Annotated in this window: 26 protein-coding genes; 24 read left to right on the plus strand and 2 right to left on the minus strand. The window is 61.5% G+C overall.

Annotation, left to right across the window (positions count from 1 at the left end; translation table 11 throughout):
* The first annotated feature begins 16 nt into the window (after positions 1–16).
* The 23 genes from rpsS to rplQ all read left to right on the plus strand — a co-directional run bounded on the left by rpsS (position 17) and on the right by rplQ (position 11,011).
* Positions 17–292, plus strand: coding sequence for a 30S ribosomal protein S19 (rpsS, locus tag BUA41_RS15085; RefSeq protein WP_072824351.1), 276 nt, complete (start codon positions 17–19; stop codon positions 290–292).
* An 18-nt stretch (positions 293–310) separates the two neighbouring features.
* Complete coding sequence (gene rplV, locus BUA41_RS15090; RefSeq protein ID WP_072824353.1) at positions 311–643, plus strand: 50S ribosomal protein L22; 333 nt, start codon at positions 311–313, stop codon at positions 641–643.
* Positions 644–654: 11 nt separating this feature from the next.
* On the plus strand, positions 655–1,356 hold the full coding sequence (gene rpsC / locus BUA41_RS15095; protein ID WP_072824355.1) for a 30S ribosomal protein S3: 702 nt from the start codon (positions 655–657) through the stop codon (positions 1,354–1,356).
* 15 nt (positions 1,357–1,371) lie between these two features.
* Positions 1,372–1,785 carry a 50S ribosomal protein L16 gene (rplP, locus tag BUA41_RS15100; RefSeq protein WP_072824357.1) on the plus strand — a complete coding sequence of 138 codons (414 nt, stop codon included), beginning with the start codon at positions 1,372–1,374 and terminating at the stop codon, positions 1,783–1,785.
* Positions 1,785–1,976 carry a 50S ribosomal protein L29 gene (gene rpmC / locus BUA41_RS15105; RefSeq protein ID WP_072824360.1) on the plus strand — a complete coding sequence of 64 codons (192 nt, stop codon included), beginning with the start codon at positions 1,785–1,787 and terminating at the stop codon, positions 1,974–1,976. Before rplP ends, rpmC begins: the two co-directional genes overlap by 1 nt.
* Position 1,977: 1 nt before the next feature.
* A complete protein-coding gene (gene rpsQ / locus BUA41_RS15110) occupies positions 1,978–2,238 on the plus strand; it encodes a 30S ribosomal protein S17 (protein WP_072824362.1) in 261 nt (86 codons plus the stop codon).
* A 54-nt stretch (positions 2,239–2,292) separates the two neighbouring features.
* Complete coding sequence (rplN, locus tag BUA41_RS15115) at positions 2,293–2,664, plus strand: 50S ribosomal protein L14 (RefSeq protein ID WP_072824363.1); 372 nt, start codon at positions 2,293–2,295, stop codon at positions 2,662–2,664.
* 14 nt (positions 2,665–2,678) lie between these two features.
* On the plus strand, positions 2,679–2,996 hold the full coding sequence (gene rplX, locus BUA41_RS15120; RefSeq protein WP_072824365.1) for a 50S ribosomal protein L24: 318 nt from the start codon (positions 2,679–2,681) through the stop codon (positions 2,994–2,996).
* A gap of 18 nt (positions 2,997–3,014) precedes the next feature.
* Positions 3,015–3,554 carry a 50S ribosomal protein L5 gene (gene rplE, locus BUA41_RS15125; protein WP_072824367.1) on the plus strand — a complete coding sequence of 180 codons (540 nt, stop codon included), beginning with the start codon at positions 3,015–3,017 and terminating at the stop codon, positions 3,552–3,554.
* A 10-nt stretch (positions 3,555–3,564) separates the two neighbouring features.
* Positions 3,565–3,870 (plus strand): 30S ribosomal protein S14, encoded by a 306-nt coding sequence (rpsN, locus tag BUA41_RS15130; RefSeq protein WP_072824369.1) that lies wholly within the window; start codon positions 3,565–3,567, stop codon positions 3,868–3,870.
* A 30-nt stretch (positions 3,871–3,900) separates the two neighbouring features.
* The gene (gene rpsH / locus BUA41_RS15135) at positions 3,901–4,293 is read left to right on the plus strand and encodes a 30S ribosomal protein S8 (protein WP_072824371.1); all 393 of its coding nucleotides are present in this window, start codon (positions 3,901–3,903) and stop codon (positions 4,291–4,293) included.
* A gap of 9 nt (positions 4,294–4,302) precedes the next feature.
* The gene (gene rplF / locus BUA41_RS15140) at positions 4,303–4,833 is read left to right on the plus strand and encodes a 50S ribosomal protein L6 (protein WP_072824373.1); all 531 of its coding nucleotides are present in this window, start codon (positions 4,303–4,305) and stop codon (positions 4,831–4,833) included.
* Positions 4,834–4,842: 9 nt separating this feature from the next.
* A complete protein-coding gene (rplR, locus tag BUA41_RS15145) occupies positions 4,843–5,193 on the plus strand; it encodes a 50S ribosomal protein L18 (RefSeq protein WP_072824375.1) in 351 nt (116 codons plus the stop codon).
* An 11-nt stretch (positions 5,194–5,204) separates the two neighbouring features.
* Entirely contained in the window at positions 5,205–5,705 is a 501-nt protein-coding gene (gene rpsE, locus BUA41_RS15150; RefSeq protein WP_072824377.1) for a 30S ribosomal protein S5, read from the plus strand.
* Positions 5,706–5,711: 6 nt separating this feature from the next.
* Positions 5,712–5,894, plus strand: a complete 183-nt coding sequence (gene rpmD, locus BUA41_RS15155; RefSeq protein WP_072824379.1) for a 50S ribosomal protein L30 — start codon at positions 5,712–5,714, stop codon at positions 5,892–5,894.
* Positions 5,895–5,897: 3 nt separating this feature from the next.
* Complete coding sequence (rplO, locus tag BUA41_RS15160) at positions 5,898–6,332, plus strand: 50S ribosomal protein L15 (protein WP_072824380.1); 435 nt, start codon at positions 5,898–5,900, stop codon at positions 6,330–6,332.
* Positions 6,333–7,664 (plus strand): preprotein translocase subunit SecY, encoded by a 1,332-nt coding sequence (gene secY / locus BUA41_RS15165; RefSeq protein ID WP_072824382.1) that lies wholly within the window; start codon positions 6,333–6,335, stop codon positions 7,662–7,664.
* A 30-nt stretch (positions 7,665–7,694) separates the two neighbouring features.
* Complete coding sequence (gene rpmJ, locus BUA41_RS15170) at positions 7,695–7,808, plus strand: 50S ribosomal protein L36 (RefSeq protein ID WP_072824384.1); 114 nt, start codon at positions 7,695–7,697, stop codon at positions 7,806–7,808.
* Between the two features lie 269 nt (positions 7,809–8,077).
* The gene (gene rpsM / locus BUA41_RS15175; protein WP_072824386.1) at positions 8,078–8,434 is read left to right on the plus strand and encodes a 30S ribosomal protein S13; all 357 of its coding nucleotides are present in this window, start codon (positions 8,078–8,080) and stop codon (positions 8,432–8,434) included.
* A 39-nt stretch (positions 8,435–8,473) separates the two neighbouring features.
* Entirely contained in the window at positions 8,474–8,860 is a 387-nt protein-coding gene (gene rpsK, locus BUA41_RS15180) for a 30S ribosomal protein S11 (RefSeq protein ID WP_072824388.1), read from the plus strand.
* Positions 8,861–8,872: 12 nt separating this feature from the next.
* Positions 8,873–9,493: a 30S ribosomal protein S4 gene (gene rpsD / locus BUA41_RS15185; RefSeq protein ID WP_072824390.1), complete on the plus strand. Its 621-nt coding sequence runs from the start codon at positions 8,873–8,875 to the stop codon at positions 9,491–9,493.
* Positions 9,494–9,586: 93 nt separating this feature from the next.
* Positions 9,587–10,585 (plus strand): DNA-directed RNA polymerase subunit alpha, encoded by a 999-nt coding sequence (locus tag BUA41_RS15190; RefSeq protein WP_072824392.1) that lies wholly within the window; start codon positions 9,587–9,589, stop codon positions 10,583–10,585.
* A gap of 39 nt (positions 10,586–10,624) precedes the next feature.
* Positions 10,625–11,011: a 50S ribosomal protein L17 gene (rplQ, locus tag BUA41_RS15195; RefSeq protein WP_072824394.1), complete on the plus strand. Its 387-nt coding sequence runs from the start codon at positions 10,625–10,627 to the stop codon at positions 11,009–11,011.
* 89 nt (positions 11,012–11,100) lie between these two features.
* Here rplQ and uvrA read toward each other — a convergent pair whose 3' ends face one another.
* Positions 11,101–13,983: an excinuclease ABC subunit UvrA gene (uvrA, locus tag BUA41_RS15200; protein WP_072824396.1), complete on the minus strand. Its 2,883-nt coding sequence runs from the start codon at positions 13,981–13,983 to the stop codon at positions 11,101–11,103.
* Positions 13,984–14,165: 182 nt separating this feature from the next.
* On the opposite strand from uvrA, the gene BUA41_RS15205 reads away from it, so the two are divergent.
* Entirely contained in the window at positions 14,166–15,551 is a 1,386-nt protein-coding gene (locus tag BUA41_RS15205) for an MFS transporter (protein WP_072824398.1), read from the plus strand.
* A gap of 12 nt (positions 15,552–15,563) precedes the next feature.
* Here the strand turns inward: BUA41_RS15205 and BUA41_RS15210 are convergent, their stop codons facing one another.
* Positions 15,564–15,971 (minus strand): hypothetical protein, encoded by a 408-nt coding sequence (locus BUA41_RS15210; RefSeq protein ID WP_072824400.1) that lies wholly within the window; start codon positions 15,969–15,971, stop codon positions 15,564–15,566.
* Positions 15,972–16,229 lie beyond the last annotated feature (258 nt).

Raw genomic sequence — 16,229 nt, forward strand, 5'->3', positions numbered from 1 at the left:
TCAAGAGGTAACGGCTGTGCCACGTTCACTGAAGAAAGGTCCTTTCATTGACCTTCATCTGCTGAAGAAGGTTGAGACTGCAGTGGAGAAGAACGACCGCAAACCGATCAAGACCTGGTCGCGTCGTTCCATGATCCTGCCCAACATGGTCGGGCTCACCATTGCCGTCCATAACGGTCGCCAACATGTCCCGGTGCACGTTTCCGAGGAAATGGTTGGCCACAAGCTGGGCGAATTCGCTGCTACCCGCACCTATCGCGGTCACGCGGCGGACAAGAAAGCCAAACGGTAAGCCAGAGAGGATTGAGAGATGGAAGTCACAGCTAAGCTGCGTGGCGCTCGGTTATCCGCCCAGAAGGCCCGTTTGGTGGCTGACCTGGTCCGCGGTAAACCGGTCGCCGAAGCGCTCGACCTGCTGACCTTCTCACCGAAGAAGTCGGCCAAGCTGGTCAAGAAAGTGCTTCAGTCCGCCATCGCGAACGCGGAAGAAAACAACGGCATGGACATCGACGAGCTGCGTGTCTCGACCATCTGTGTCGATGAGGGCATGACGCTCAAGCGCATCCAGCCGCGCGCCAAGGGCCGTGCGGATCGCATTCTGAAGCGCACTTGCCATATCACCGTCAAGGTAGCCGAGAAGTAGGAGTCGACCAGATGGGTCAGAAAGTAAATCCAACAGGCATTCGGCTGGGCATCGTCAAGGACCACACCTCGGTCTGGTATGCCGAGCGCGGTGCTTATGCCGACAAGCTGAACAACGACCTCGAGGTGCGTCGCTTCCTGGAGCAGCGTCTGAAGAACGCCTCCGTGAGCCGCATCACCATCGAGCGTCCCGCGAACAACGCCCGAATCACCATTCACACTGCCCGCCCGGGCATCGTGATCGGCAAGAAGGGCGAGGATGTCGATCGCTTGCGTCGTGAAGTCACCGAGATGATGGGCGTGCCGGTACACGTCAACATCGAGGAAGTTCGCAAGCCCGAGCTCGATGCCACCCTGGTGGCTCAGAACGTGGCCGGCCAGCTCGAACGTCGCGTGATGTTCCGCCGCGCCATGAAGCGTGCGGTACAAAACGCCATGCGCCTGGGCGCCGGCGGTATCAAGATCCAGTTGTCCGGTCGTCTCGGCGGGGCGGAGATCGCCCGGACCGAGTGGTACCGCGAAGGTCGTGTGCCGCTGCACACCCTGCGCGCGGACATCGACTACGCGACCTACGAAGCGCACACCACCTACGGCGTCATCGGCGTCAAGGTGTGGATCTTCAAGGGTGAAATCCTCGGGGGCATCGAAGAGGTGCGTGCCAAGCAGAAGCAGCCGCAAGGCCAGCCCGCACCCAAGAAGAAAGGTTCCAAGTAAGGGGAGATGTAGTCGATGTTGCAACCCAAGCGCATGAAGTTCCGCAAGATGCAGAAAGGCCGCAATCGTGGCCTGGCGCATCGCGGAAGCAAGGTGAGCTTCGGCGAATACGGCCTCAAGGCAACGGGTCGTGGTCGTATCACCGCTCGTCAGATCGAGGCCGGTCGTCGTGCCATCACGCGTCACGTCAAGCGTGGCGGAAAGATCTGGATTCGCGTCTTCCCGGACAAGCCGATCACCGAGAAGCCGCTCGAAGTCCGGATGGGTAAGGGCAAGGGCTCCGTCGAGTACTGGGTCGCGCAGATTCAGCCCGGCAAGGTGCTCTATGAAATCGAGGGCGTGTCCGAAGAGCTGGCGCGTGAAGCGTTTACTCTGGCGGCGCGCAAGATGCCCGTCTCCACCACCTTTGTGAAACGGACGGTGATGTGATGAAAGCTCAGGAAATTCGCGAAAAGTCGGTCGACGCGCTGCAGGAGCAGCTTTTCGAACTCCTCCGCGAGCAGTTCAACCTGCGCATGCAGAAGGCCACCGGCCAACTGAGCCAGACTCATCTGCTCAAGCAGGTGCGCCGGGATATCGCCCGCGTGAAGACGGTGCTCAACGAGAAGGCAGGTGACTGAGATGGCCGAACAGAAACAAGCCCGCACGCTCACCGGCAAGGTGGTGAGCGACAAGATGGACAAGTCCATCGTCGTAATGATCGAGCGCCGCGAGCGTCATCCGATCTATGGCAAATACGTGAAGCGCTCCACCAAGCTGCACGCCCATGACGAGGCGAACCAGGCGAAGCAGGGCGATACGGTTTCCATCGAGGAGTGCCGCCCGCTGTCGAAGAAGAAGGCCTGGACGCTGGTTGAGGTGGTCGAGCAGGCCAAGGGCTAAGTTCGACGAGTGCCTTCATAACCAGTGCAGCCAGATTAGGTTTGGAGAAAACCGATGATTCAGACTCAGACAATGCTGGATGTCGCCGACAACAGCGGCGCGCGCCGGGTGCAGTGCATCAAGGTGCTGGGCGGTTCCCATCGCCGTTACGCCCGCGTCGGTGACATCATCAAGGTGACGGTGAAGGAAGCCATTCCGCGTGGCAAGGTCAAGAAGGGCCAGGTCATGAAGGCGGTGGTGGTCCGCACCCGTAGCGGCGTCCGTCGTTCCGACGGCTCGCTGATTCGCTTCGACGGAAATGCGGCGGTCCTGTTGAACAACACCAACGAACAGCCGATCGGTACCCGTATCTTCGGACCGGTAACTCGTGAACTTCGTACCGAGAAGTTCATGAAGATCATTTCCTTGGCGCCTGAAGTGCTGTAAGGAGCGAGGCGGATATGCAAAAGATCAAACGTGACGATGAAGTGATCGTCATTGCCGGCAAGGACAAGGGCAAGCGTGGCACGATCAAGCGCGTCCTTCAGGACAGTCGCTATGTCGTGTCCGGTGTGAACATGATCAAGCGTCACACCAAGCCCAACCCCATGGCGGGCAACCAGGGGGGTATCGTCGAGCGCGAGGCTCCGATTCACGCGTCCAACGTGGCCATCTTCAATGCGGAGACCGGCAAAGCGGATCGCGTCGGCTTCCAGATATCGGAAGACGGTACCAAGGTACGTATCTACAAGTCGACGCAGAAGCAGATCGACGCCTAACGCGAGTCGGGTAGCAAAATGGCGAACTTGAAAGAACGTTATCAAAACGAGGTGGTGGCAGGACTCAAAGAGCAGTTCAGCTACGCCAATGTGATGCAGGTGCCGCGGATCACCAAGGTGACCCTCAACATGGGCATCGGCGAGGCGACCAGCGACAAGAAGCTGATCGACAATGCCATCGCGGACCTGGAAAAGCTTTCCGGCCAGAAGCCGGTGATCACCAAGGCCCGCAAGTCCATCGCAGGCTTCAAGGTCCGCGAAGGATGGCCGATCGGTGTCAAGGTGACCCTGCGTCGCGAGCGCATGTGGGACTTCCTGGATCGCCTGGTGAACATCGCGATTCCCCGGGTGCGGGACTTCCGCGGTCTCAATCCGAAGTCCTTCGATGGGCGTGGCAATTACTCCATGGGCGTGCGTGAGCAGATCATCTTCCCCGAGCTCGAATATGATAAGATCGATCGGATTCGTGGATTGGATGTGACGATCACCACGACGGCCACCAGCGATGAAGAAGGTCGTGCTCTGCTGAGCGCGCTGAACTTCCCGTTCAAGAAATAAGGGTAGCATCATGGCAAAGAAAAGCATGATCGAGCGTGAGCTCAAGCGCGCCAAGCTGGTGGACAAGTACGCCGCCAAGCGTGCAGAGCTCAAGGCCATCATCCATGACGTCAACGCTTCTGATGAAGAGCGCTTCGACGCCCAGCTCAAGCTGCAGTCGCTGCCGCGGGATTCGAGCCCGGTTCGTCGCACCAATCGGTGCCGCATTACCGGCCGTCCCCATGGCTTCTACAACAAGTTCGGGCTGGCCCGCAACAAGCTGCGTGAAGCCGCCATGCGTGGTGACGTCCCTGGACTCAAGAAGTCCAGCTGGTAACGCCACGTCGAGAATCAGGAGCGCAACGTAATGAGTATGCAAGATACGCTGGCGGATATGTTTACCCGTATCCGCAATGCGCAGATGGCCACCAAGGAAGCGGTCACCATGCCGTCTTCCAAGCTGAAGGTAGAAGTGGCCCGCGTACTGAAGGAAGAGGGCTACATCAACGACTTCGCGGTCGCTGAAGGCACCAAGCCCGAATTGTCCGTCACCCTCAAGTATTTCGAGGGCAAGCCGGTCATCGAACACATCCAGCGGGTTTCCAAGCCGTCTCTTCGCATCTACAAGGGCAAGGGCGAGCTGCCGAAGGTCGCGGATGGCCTGGGTGTCGCGATCGTATCCACCTCTCAGGGCGTGATGACCGATCGTGCGGCGCGTCATGCCGGTGTCGGTGGCGAAGTCATCTGCACCGTATTCTAGGAGTGACGAATGTCCCGCGTAGCCAAGTATCCGGTTAAACTGCCCAGCGGCGTCGAGGTCAAGCTCGACGGCGACAAGCTGACCGTCAAGGGCGGCCAGGGCACGCTCGGCATGACCGTTCATCCCGACGTGGTGATCGGTCAGGAAGACAACCAGCTGACCTTCAACCCGAGCGAGAAGGCCAAGAGCTGGGCGATGGCTGGCACCACTCGCGCACTGGTCCAGAACATGGTCACCGGTGTGTCCGAAGGCTTCACCAAGTCTCTCGAGATCAACGGCGTCGGCTACCGTGCCCAGGCAAGTGGCAAGACGCTAAATCTGACATTGGGCTTCTCCCACCCGGTCGAGTACACGCTGCCCGAGGGTGTCACGGTGGAAACGCCGAAGAACACCGTCATCGTGCTGAAGAGCGCGGACAAGCAGCAGCTCGGTCAGGTCGCCGCGGAAATCCGTGCCTTCCGTCCGCCCGAACCCTACAAGGGCAAGGGTATTCGGTATGGCGACGAGCAGGTCCGCCGCAAAGAAGCCAAGAAGAAGTAAGGCAGGGTTATGAACGCGAAGAAAGAATCTCGTCTCCGTCGTGCCCGCCGCGCTCGCGCGAAGATTCGCGAGCTGGGCGTGTACCGCCTGTGCGTCAATCGTACCCCGCGCCATATCTACGCGCAGATCATCTCGCCCCAGGGCGACAAGGTATTGGCCAGCGCCTCCACGCTGGACAAGTCCCTGCGCGAGGGCGGCACCGGCAACGCAGAAGCCGCCGCCAAGGTGGGTGCATTGATAGCCGAACGCGCCAAGGAAGCGGGCATCAAACAAGTTGCCTTCGACCGCGCCGGGTTCAAGTACCACGGTCGGGTCAAGGCCCTGGCCGACGCCGCTCGTGAAGGCGGCCTGGAATTCTAAAGGGTTTTACGATGGCGAAGAACGAACAGCAAGGCGGCGATCTGCAAGAGAAGCTCGTGCAGGTCAACCGCGTCGCCAAGGTGGTCAAGGGTGGCCGTATCTTCGGTTTCACCGCCTTGACCGTCGTTGGCGATGGCAATGGTCGTGTGGGTTTCGGTCGCGGCAAGGCACGTGAAGTGCCGGTGGCGATCCAGAAGGCCATGGACCAGGCGCGTCGCAACATGATCAAGGTCAGCCTCAGTGGCCATACCCTGCAGTACCCGGTCAAGGCCCGCCACGGTGCCTCGAAGGTGTACATGCAGCCGGCCTCCGAGGGTACCGGGATCATCGCTGGCGGCGCCATGCGCTCCGTGCTCGAGCTGGCAGGCGTCCACGACGTCCTGGCCAAGTGCTACGGTTCCACCAACCCGGTGAACGTGGTGCGGGCGACCATCAATGGTCTCTCCGCCATGCAGGCTCCGGAAGACATCGCCGCCAAGCGCGGCCTGTCCGTCGAAGAGATCGCGGGGTAAGGCATCATGGCAGCTTCGATCAAAGTCACTCAGATTCGTAGCACCATCGGCGTGCTGGAAAAGCACAAGGCCACCATGAAGGGGCTTGGGCTGCGCCGTATCGGTCATACAGTCGAGTTGGAAGACACCCCGGCCGTGCGTGGCATGGTCAACAAGGTTAATTACCTTGTGCGAGTCGAGGGAGAGTAATCCATGAAACTCAATAGCCTGAGCCCGGCACCGGGCTCCAAGCACGCCGCGAAGCGGGTCGGTCGTGGCATCGGTTCCGGCCTTGGCAAGACCGGCGGGCGTGGTCACAAGGGCCTCAAGTCTCGGTCCGGTGGTAGCGTGAAGCCCGGTTTCGAAGGCGGCCAGATGCCCTTGCAGCGGCGTCTGCCCAAGTATGGCTTCACTTCCACGAAGTCACTGGTCTCGGAAGAGGTGCGTCTGGCCGAGCTTGGCAAGGTCGCGGGTGACGTCGCCGATCTGGCCGCGTTGAAGAAAGCCAATGTACTCAAGGATGCCACGCAGTTTGCGAAGGTGATCCTTTCCGGCGAACTGAACAAGGCGGTCACCGTTCGTGGTCTGAAGGTCACAAAGGGTGCCCGTGCCGCGATCGAAGCCGCGGGCGGCAAGGTAGAGGACTAAATGGCTAAGTCAGGAAACATGCCGGCAATGGGTAGCGGGTTGAGCGAGCTCTGGGCACGTCTGCGTTTCGTGTTCATCGCCATCGTGGTGTACCGCATCGGTGCCCACATCCCCGTCCCGGGCATCAATCCTGACCAGCTTGCTGCCCTGTTCAGAGAAAATCAGGGCACCATCCTGAGCCTGTTCAACATGTTCTCGGGTGGTGCGCTTGAACGCATGAGCATTCTCGCGCTGGGCATCATGCCCTACATCTCCGCGTCGATCATCATGCAGCTTCTGACAGCGACCTCGCCCCAGCTCGAGCAGCTGAAGAAGGAAGGCGAGGCCGGCCGTCGCAAGATCAGCCAGTACACGCGCTATGGTACCGTGGTGCTGGCCCTGATTCAGGCGACGGGCATGGCAGTCGGTCTGGTCGGGCAGGGCGTGACCTATACCAGCGATTTCAGCTTCTACTTCACCGCGATCGTCTCCTTCGTGGCCGGTGCGGTGTTTCTGATGTGGCTGGGCGAGCAGATCACCGAGAAGGGCATCGGCAATGGCATCTCGCTGCTGATCTTCGCGGGCATCGTCGCGGGACTGCCGGGCGCCATCGGCCAGTCCTTCGAATTGGCGCGCAACGATGGCGCCTGGAACGTGCTGCCCCTGCTGGCACTCACCGCGCTGGCCATCGCCACCGTGGCGTTCGTGGTGTTCATCGAACGCGGTCAACGCCGCATCACGGTGAACTATCCGCGGCGTCAGGTCGGCAACAAGATGTATGCGGGGCAAAGCAGCTATCTGCCCCTCAAGGTCAACATGGCGGGTGTCATCCCGGCGATCTTTGCCTCGAGCATTCTCTTGTTCCCGGCGTCGATCGGCCAGTGGGTAGGGTCCGCCGACGGTTTCGAGTGGCTTCAGGCGGCCTCCCAGTCGCTGGGGCCAGGACAGCCGCTGTACATCTTGCTTTTCGCCGCGGCGGTGGTATTCTTCTGCTTCTTTTATACAGCGCTGGTCTTCAATCCCAAGGATGTCGCCGACAACCTCAAGAAGTCAGGCGCCTTTCTGCCCGGGATCCGTCCTGGTGAGCAGACCGCTCGCTACATCGACAAGGTCATGACACGTCTGACCCTGTTCGGCGCCCTCTACATCACTGCGGTTTCCCTGATGCCCCAGTTCCTGATCGTCGCCTGGCAGGTACCGTTCTTCTTTGGCGGTACGTCCCTGCTGATCGTGGTGGTGGTGATCATGGACTTCATGGCACAAGTGCAGTCGCATCTGATGTCGCACCAGTACGAGTCGGTGATGAAGAAGTCCAACCTGAAAGGCTACGGTAGCGGCGGTCTGATGCGCTAGGGCGCACGCCGCCGTGCAATGGAGAGAACGATGAAGGTTCGAGCTTCCGTCAAGAAAATGTGCCGCAACTGCAAGATCATTCGGCGTAATGGCGCGATTCGCGTCATCTGCACCGAACCTCGGCACAAGCAGCGCCAGGGCTGAGGCCCTGGGCTGGTTCAACGCGGGCGCTGGCATTTCCTCTTGCTCCACGAGGAGTACTGAGGTATGCTATTGCGCCTTTTGTAGATGATAAATCGAGCAAGCCGCTCAGGAAACGCCGATTGGATCGGCGAGCGGTGCGAAGAGCAAGGCGTACGGCGTGCAGAAACCAAAGCCTATGAAATATAGGCGAGAATTTCGAGCACCGCACAACGCAGCGATTCGCCCGTGCAGCCATTCAAGCGGTTTTTCACAAATTTCGGAGTAAGCTGATGGCCCGTATAGCAGGCGTCAATATCCCGGACAACAAGCATGCGGCGATCTCGCTGACCTATATCTTCGGGATTGGCCGCACGCGTGCACAGGCAGTCTGTGCATCCGCCGGCATCGCGCCGACGACCAAGATCCAGGAGCTATCCGCTGAAGAGCTGGATGCCCTGCGGTCCGAAGTCGGCAAATACACCGTCGAAGGCGACCTTCGCCGTGATGTCACGCTGAATATAAAGCGTCTCATGGACCTGGGTTGCTACCGTGGTCTGCGTCATCGCCGTGGTCTTCCGTTGCGCGGTCAGCGCACCAAGACCAATGCGCGCACCCGCAAGGGTCCGCGCAAGCCGATTCGCAAATAACACGCACGTTCTGGCGTTTAGACAGGAAGAAACATCAACATGGCTAACCCGCGCAGTAACCGTAAGAAGGTTAAAAAGCAGGTAGTGGATGCGGTTGCCCACATCCATGCCTCTTTTAACAACACGATCGTGACGATCACAGACCGCCAGGGGAACGCTCTTTCTTGGGCGACTTCCGGTGGTTCGGGTTTTCGTGGTTCTCGCAAGAGCACCCCGTTCGCTGCTCAAGTGGCAAGCGAGCGTGCAGCAACCGCTGCAGCCGAGTATGGTGTGAAAAACGTCGACGTACTGGTCAAGGGCCCCGGTCCCGGCCGTGAGTCTGCCGTGCGCGCATTGAATGCCGCCGGTTTCCGCGTGCAAAGCATCACCGACGCGACGCCCGTTCCCCACAACGGCTGCCGTCCGCCGAAGAAACGCCGCGTTTAAGGAGACAGACTCATGGCACGTTATATTGGACCGAAGTGCAAACTGTCTCGTCGTGAGGGGACCGACCTCTTTCTGAAGAGCGGTGTCACTCCCTTCGAGAAGAAGTGCAAATCCGAACAGATTCCGGGTGTGCATGGCCAGCGCCGTCAGCGTCTTTCCGACTACGGCTTGCAGCTTCGCGAGAAGCAGAAGGTACGTCGCATCTACGGCGTACTCGAGAAGCAGTTCCGCAACTACTACAAGGAAGCCGCCCGCCTGAAGGGAGCGACCGGTGAGTTGTTGCTGCAACTGCTCGAGTCCCGACTGGACAACGTCGTCTACCGCATGGGCTTCGGCTCGACGCGTGCCGAAGCGCGTCAGCTGGTCAGCCACAAGGCGATTACCGTCAATGGGCGCAGCGTCAACGTGGCGTCCTACCAGGTCAAGCCTGGAGACGTCGTCGCCGTCCGCGAGAAGGCAAAGAATCAGGCACGCATTCAGCACTCGCTGCAGCTGGCTGGCCAGCGCGGTGACGTGAGCTGGATCGATGTCGACTCCAAGAAGATGGAAGGCACTTTCAAGGCTGTCCCCGAGCGCGGCGACCTGTCTGCCGACATCAACGAGAACCTGATCGTCGAGCTGTACTCGAAGTAATCTCGCCCGCCCCGTGGGTGAAGCCGGGCCTGATCTCTCCAGGCCCGGCACCCGAGTACCGAGTATCCGTTTGGCAGCCTGAAAGGTGTTCATATGCAGCGTTCAGTGACAGAATTTCTCCGTCCTCGCGATATCAAGGTCGAAGAGATCAACGCGCACCACGCAAAGATCGTGCTCGAACCCTTCGAGCGCGGCTTTGGTCACACTCTGGGGAATGCTCTACGTCGCATCTTGCTGTCCTCCATGCCCGGTTGCGCCGTGGTGGAAGTGGAGATCGCCGGCGTCGATCATGAATACAGCGCCATCGAGGGTGTCCAGGAAGATGTCATCGAGATCCTCCTGAACCTCAAGGATGTGGCGATCAAGATGCACAGTCGTGACGAGGCCATGCTGTCGTTGAACAAGCAGGGCCCGTGCGTCGTGACGGCCGGCGATATCGCCACCGATCACGATGTGGATATCGTCAACCCCGAGCACGTGATCGCTCACGTCAATGAAGGCGCCGAGCTGAAGATGCAGCTCAAGATCGCGCGCGGTCGTGGCTACGAGCCTGCCGATGCGCGTGCCGAGGCGGACGACGAGTCCCGCGCCATCGGCCGCCTGCAACTGGACGCGACCTTCAGCCCGGTACGTCGTGTTTCCTACTCCGTCGAGGCGGCCCGTGTCGAGCAGCGCACCGATCTCGACAAGCTGGTCATCGATCTCGAGACCGACGGCACCCTGGACCCCGAAGAGGCGATACGGCGCAGTGCCACGATCCTCCAGGAACAGCTGGGGGCGTTCGTCGATCTGGAAGCCGACAAGGAGCAGGAGAGCGAGGAGGAAGAGGATCACATCGATCCGATCCTGTTGCGCCCGGTGGATGATCTCGAGCTGACGGTTCGTAGTGCCAACTGTCTCAAGGCCGAGAATATCTACTACATCGGCGATCTGATTCAGCGCACCGAGGTGGAGCTGCTGAAGACTCCGAACCTCGGCAAGAAGTCCCTGAATGAAATCAAGGACGTGTTGGCAGCGCGCGGCCTGTCGCTCGGCATGCGGCTAGAAAACTGGCCGCCATCTAGCCTGAAGGACGACAAGGCCTCCGCGTGAGCGTCGACTCGAGTCCCAGTTTGGTAAGGAATTACAACCATGCGTCATCGTAAGAGTGGTCGTCATCTGAATCGCACCAGCTCGCACCGCCAAGCCATGTTCAAAAACATGTGCGTGTCGCTGGTCGAACATGAAGTCATCAAGACAACCCTGCCCAAGGCCAAGGAACTGCGTCGCCATATCGAGCCGCTGATCACCTTGTCCAAGCAGGACAGCGTCGCCAACCGTCGCCTGGCCTTCAGCCGTACCCGGTCGAAGGAAGCGGTCGGCAAGCTCTTCAACGAGCTGGGGCCGCGCTACGCCAACCGTCCCGGCGGTTACGTGCGCGTGCTCAAGTGCGGATTCCGTGCGGGCGACAATGCCCCCATGGCCTTCGTCGAGTTGGTCGATCGCCCGGTCGCCGACGAGGTTGCCGGCGAAGAGTGACCGTGACGGGCCTTTCATGCCCGTAACCGCCACGAAAAAACCGGCCTACGGGCCGGTTTTTTCGTGGGCGCGTCTTGCACGACCGGGGCTCAGGTGCCGCTGGCGGCGATCTTCCTGGCTCGTGTCCTGCTTCCCTCCCTGGCCGTCTGACGTGCAAGGAGCGGCTTCAGGAAGCGTCCGGTATGAGAGGCCTCCATCTCGGCGACCTGTTCGGGAGTGCCCTCGGCGATGATGCGTCCGCCGCCGGAGCCGCCTTCCGGCCCCAGATCGGTCAGCCAGTCGGCGGTCTTGATGACATCCAGGTTGTGCTCGATGACGACGATGGTGTTGCCATGATCGCGCAGGCGATGAAGCACCGTCAGTAGCTGGCGGATATCCTCGAAATGCAGGCCGGTGGTCGGCTCGTCGAGGATGTACAGGGTCTTGCCGGTATCGCGCTTGGCCAGCTCCCGGGCCAGCTTGACCCGCTGGGCTTCGCCGCCGGACAGGGTGGTGGCGCTCTGGCCCAGCCGAACGTAGGAGAGTCCCACGTCCATCAGCGTCTGCAGGCGTCGGGCGATCACCGGGACCGGGCTGAAGAACTCCAGCGCCTCCTCCACGGTCATCTCCAGCACCTCGTGGATGCTCCTGTCCTTGTACTTGACCTCGAGGGTTTCGCGATTGTAGCGCTTGCCCTTGCAGACATCACAGGGTACGTAGATGTCGGGCAGGAAGTGCATCTCGACCTTGATCATACCCTCGCCCTGGCAGGCCTCGCAGCGTCCGCCCTTGACGTTGAAGGAGAAGCGTCCGGGCTTGTAGCCGCGGGACCGCGCTTCCTGGGTGCCGGCAAACAGCTCGCGAATCGGCGTGAAGATGCCGGTGTAGGTGGCCGGGTTGGAGCGCGGCGTGCGGCCGATGGGGCTCTGATCGATATCGATGATCTTGTCGAGCGCCTCGAGACCCTCGATCCGCTTGTAGGGCGCTGGCGTGAGCGTGGTGGCACGGTTCAGTTCGCTGGCGGCGATCGGCATCAGGGTTGAGTTGATCAGGGTCGACTTGCCGGAGCCGGACACGCCCGTCACGCAGACGAACAGACCCAGGGGCAGCTCCAGGGTGACATCCTGAAGGTTATTGCCGTTGGCACCGCTCAGGCGCAATACCTTGTCGGGATTGCGGGGGATCCGGTAAGGGGGAATCTCGATGCGCCGCGTACCGGCCAGGTACTGCCCGGTAAGCGATTCTTCGCTGTTCTCGATATCCACCGGCTTGCCCTGGGCCACGATGCGGCCACCATGCACGCCGGCGCCGGGGCCGATGTCCAAAACGTGATCGGCAGCGCGGATGGCGTCCTCGTCATGCTCGACGACGATCACCGTGTTGCCCAGGTCGCGCAGATGGATGAGGGTCTTGAGCAAGCGGTCGTTGTCGCGCTGGTGCAGGCCGATGGAGGGCTCGTCGAGGATGTACATGACGCCCACGAGACCGGCACCGATCTGGCTGGCCAGGCGAATGCGCTGGGCCTCGCCCCCGGACAGCGTGTCGGCACTGCGCTCCAGGTTGAGGTAGTCGAGGCCGACGTTGACCAGAAACTCCAGGCGGGCGTGGATCTCGTTGATGATCTTGAGCGCGATTTCACCCTTGCGCCCGGGAAGCTCCAGTGTCTTGAAGTAGTGCCAGGCATCGCCGATCGGCAGGTGCACGATATCGGGCAGGGTGTGATCGTCGATGAAGACGTGGCGAGCTTCCTTGCGCAAGCGGCTGCCATGGCAGGTCGGGCAGGGCTGGACGGCCAGGTACTTGGCCAGGTCCTCGCGCACCATGCTCGATTCGGTCTCGCGGTAGCGGCGCTGCATGTTGGGCAGCACGCCCTCGAAGGCATGCTCGCGCGTCACCTTGCGGCCTCGGTCGTTGACGTAGCTGAAGGCGATGGCATCGTCGCCGCTGCCGTGGAGGACGATGTCGCGTTCGTGGCGGGCCAGGTCCTGCCAGGGGGTTTCCAGGGCGAAGCGATAGTGCCGGGCCACTGCCTGGAGCTGATTGAAGTAGTAGACGCTGCGCCGATCCCAGCCCTTGATGACCCCTTCGGCCAGGGAGAGCTCCGGATGGCTGATCAGCTTCTCGGCGTCGAAGAACTGCTGCACGCCGAGGCCGTCGCAGGTCGGGCAGGCACCCGCGGGGTTGTTGAAGGAGAACATCCGCGGTTCGAGTTCGGCGATGGAGTAGCCGCAGACCGGGCAGGCGAAGCGTGCCGAGAAGGTGATGTCGTCCCGCTCGCCGTCCATGAAATGCACGATGGCGATGCCGTCGGCCAGGTTGAGTGCGGTCTCGAAGGACTCGGCCAGGCGCTGTTGCAGATCCTCGCGCACCTTGATGCGATCCACCACCACGCTGATGTCGTGTTTCTTGTTCTTTTCCAGTGGCGCGATGTCATCGAGTTCCAGTACCTGGCCATCCACCATGGCGCGCACGAAGCCCTGGGCGCGGAGCTCGCTGATCAGCTGCAGGTGCTCGCCCTTGCGGCCCTTGACGACCGGTGCCAGAAGCATCAGCTTGCTGCCCTGGGGCAGGGCCAGGACCTGATCGACCATCTGGGAGACGGTCTGGGCCTCCAGGTCGGTGCCGTGTTCCGGGCAGCGTGGCGTGCCGGCGCGGGCGAACAGCAGGCGCAGGTAGTCGTAGATCTCGGTGATCGTGCCGACGGTGGAGCGCGGGTTGTGCGAGGTGGACTTCTGCTCGATGGAGATCGCCGGGGAGAGTCCCTCGATGTGATCGACATCGGGCTTCTCCATCATCGACAGGAACTGGCGGGCGTAGGTGGAGAGCGACTCGACGTAGCGCCGCTGGCCCTCGGCGTAGAGCGTGTCGAAAGCCAGAGATGACTTGCCGGACCCCGACAGCCCGGTGACGACGATCAGCTTGTCGCGCGGCAGCTCGACATCGATGTTCTTGAGGTTGTGAGTGCGGGCGCCTCTGACCTGGATCTTGTCCATTACCACCTCGTGAGCAGCGCAAAAGCTCGATTATACGCTCTGGCCCGAAGGGGCGGCAAAACGATGTCATGCTTTTCCTGATGGTTGTGGTGCCGCTAGAATAGCCCGTTCATAGCCAGGCAATGCCCTCGACGTGTTCCCTTGCCCGGCGAACCGCTTTCCATCCAGTATGCGACTCGCTCATGACCACCCGTTTGCTTTCCACCGAGCGCCGCGCCATTGCCGGTCTGGCAGGTCTATACGCCACACGCATGCTCGGCCTGTTCATGGTCCTGCCGGTGCTGGCCTTGCATGCCGACGATCTGGTAGGTGCCACGCCCCTGCTGATCGGCCTGGCACTCGGCGTCTATGGCCTGACCCAGGCGATGCTGCAGATCCCCTTCGGCCTGCTGTCCGATCGTATCGGACGCAAGGCGGTCATTGCCGGCGGCCTGGGGCTGTTCGCCCTGGGGAGTGTCGTCGCCGCCGAAGCCAGCACCATCGGGGGCGTCATCCTGGGACGCTGCCTGCAAGGGAGCGGTGCGGTGGCCGGCGCCATCATGGCACTGCTTGCGGATCAGACCCGGGAGGAGATCCGCACCGCGGCGATGGCCACCATCGGTCTGTCGATCGGCATCGCGTTTGCCGTGGCCATGGTGCTGGGACCATTGATTGCCGCCTCGTTCGGTCTCGATGGTGTCTTCTGGTTTACCGCGGGGATGGCCCTGTTGAGCCTGCTGGTCCTGTGGCGGCTGGTGCCGGCCGCACCGCGCCGGGCTCGGCATCGCGACGTGGGGCTGGATCGCGGCCAGTTGCGTGACACCCTCACCCGCGGCGACCTGCTGCGCCTGGATTTCTCGATATTCGCCTTGCACCTGATCCTCATGGCGGCCTTCGTGGCGGTTCCCTTCCGGCTGCTCGACACCGGCATCGAGGCCGCTCAACATGGCTGGGTCTATCTGGGAGTGATGGTTCTGGCCTTCGTCGGCATGGTGCCTCTGGTGATCGTCGCCGAAAAACGCCGGCGCATGCGCGCCACCTTCATCGGCGCCGTGGCCAGCATGGCGGTGGTGCTGGGACTGCTGGGCGAATGGGGGCAGCAGCGCTGGGTGCTGATCGGCCTGCTGTGGGTCTTCTTCGTGGCATTCAACCTGCTCGAGGCGACACTGCCCTCGATGATCAGCAAGTTGGCGCCAGCCGGTGCCAAGGGCACGGCCATGGGGGTGTATTCCACCAGCCAGTTTCTGGGTGCCTTTCTCGGTGGCGTGCTGGGTGGCGCCCTGGCTCAGGGCTTCGGCTACGATGCGGTGTTCCTCGGTTGCGCCGTGCTGGCCTTGCTATGGCTGGCGGTCATCTGGAAGATGCCGGCACCCCGTCACCTGTCCAGCGAGGTCGTGGCATTGGATGCGTCGCATCATGGCGATGCACTGGATACGCTGATGGCACGGTTTGCCGATGTGGCGGGGGTCGAGGACGTGCTGGTGGTACCCGAAGAGCGCGTCGCCTACCTCAAGGTGGATCGCCAGCGCCTCGATGCGGAGGCGCTGGCCCGGGTAGTCGGCACCCGACGCGATCATGAGGGCGCCTGACCGAAGGTGTCATCACTGACCCTGATTACCTGAACCCATGCCTTTGCCTTTGCCTTGGCCCATGCCCTGGCCCTGCTGCATTCCCTTGCCTTGGCCCATGCCCTGGCCCTGCTGCATGCCCTTGCCTTGGCCCATGCCTCGCGCGGGCGGTTCATCGGGCAGCGTGATGCCCTGCTCCTGCGCACGCGCCTGCATCCGCTCGTGATGCTCGGCACGCATGCGCGCGCGCTCTTCGGCGCTCTGCGCACTGCGCATCTGGTTACGGTACGCCTGACGTTCCTGGTCGGTCATGAGTTGGCTGCCGTAGATGGGCTGCTGGTCGGCGGACTGGGCCGTTGCCGGAGTGGCCAGCGGTAGCAGGGCGCCAAAGGAGAGGGCGGCCGCCAGGGTGACGGTGGTTAGAACAAGCTGTTTCTTCATCACACTTCCCTCCTGGATCGATCGAATCATTCAAATATGCACTAACGATAGAACGATAGTCGGGGGGCGTGGGTGCCGCCTTGACCAGGGTCAACATGCCTGCGGGCGGCCCATGCGATGGTGTTTTGGGGACGGGTGTTTAAGGCTGGTTTCATGTCCGAGGGATAACCTTTGCCCAGTACCGCTTGTGAAGTCGCTTCGAAGCGGGCCTGACCCCGCCATGGGCGGGACGTCGAGAATGACACGGTGAGGTGGATT

Source organism: Modicisalibacter ilicicola DSM 19980 (assembly GCF_900128925.1).
GTDB lineage: Bacteria > Pseudomonadota > Gammaproteobacteria > Pseudomonadales > Halomonadaceae > Modicisalibacter > Modicisalibacter ilicicola.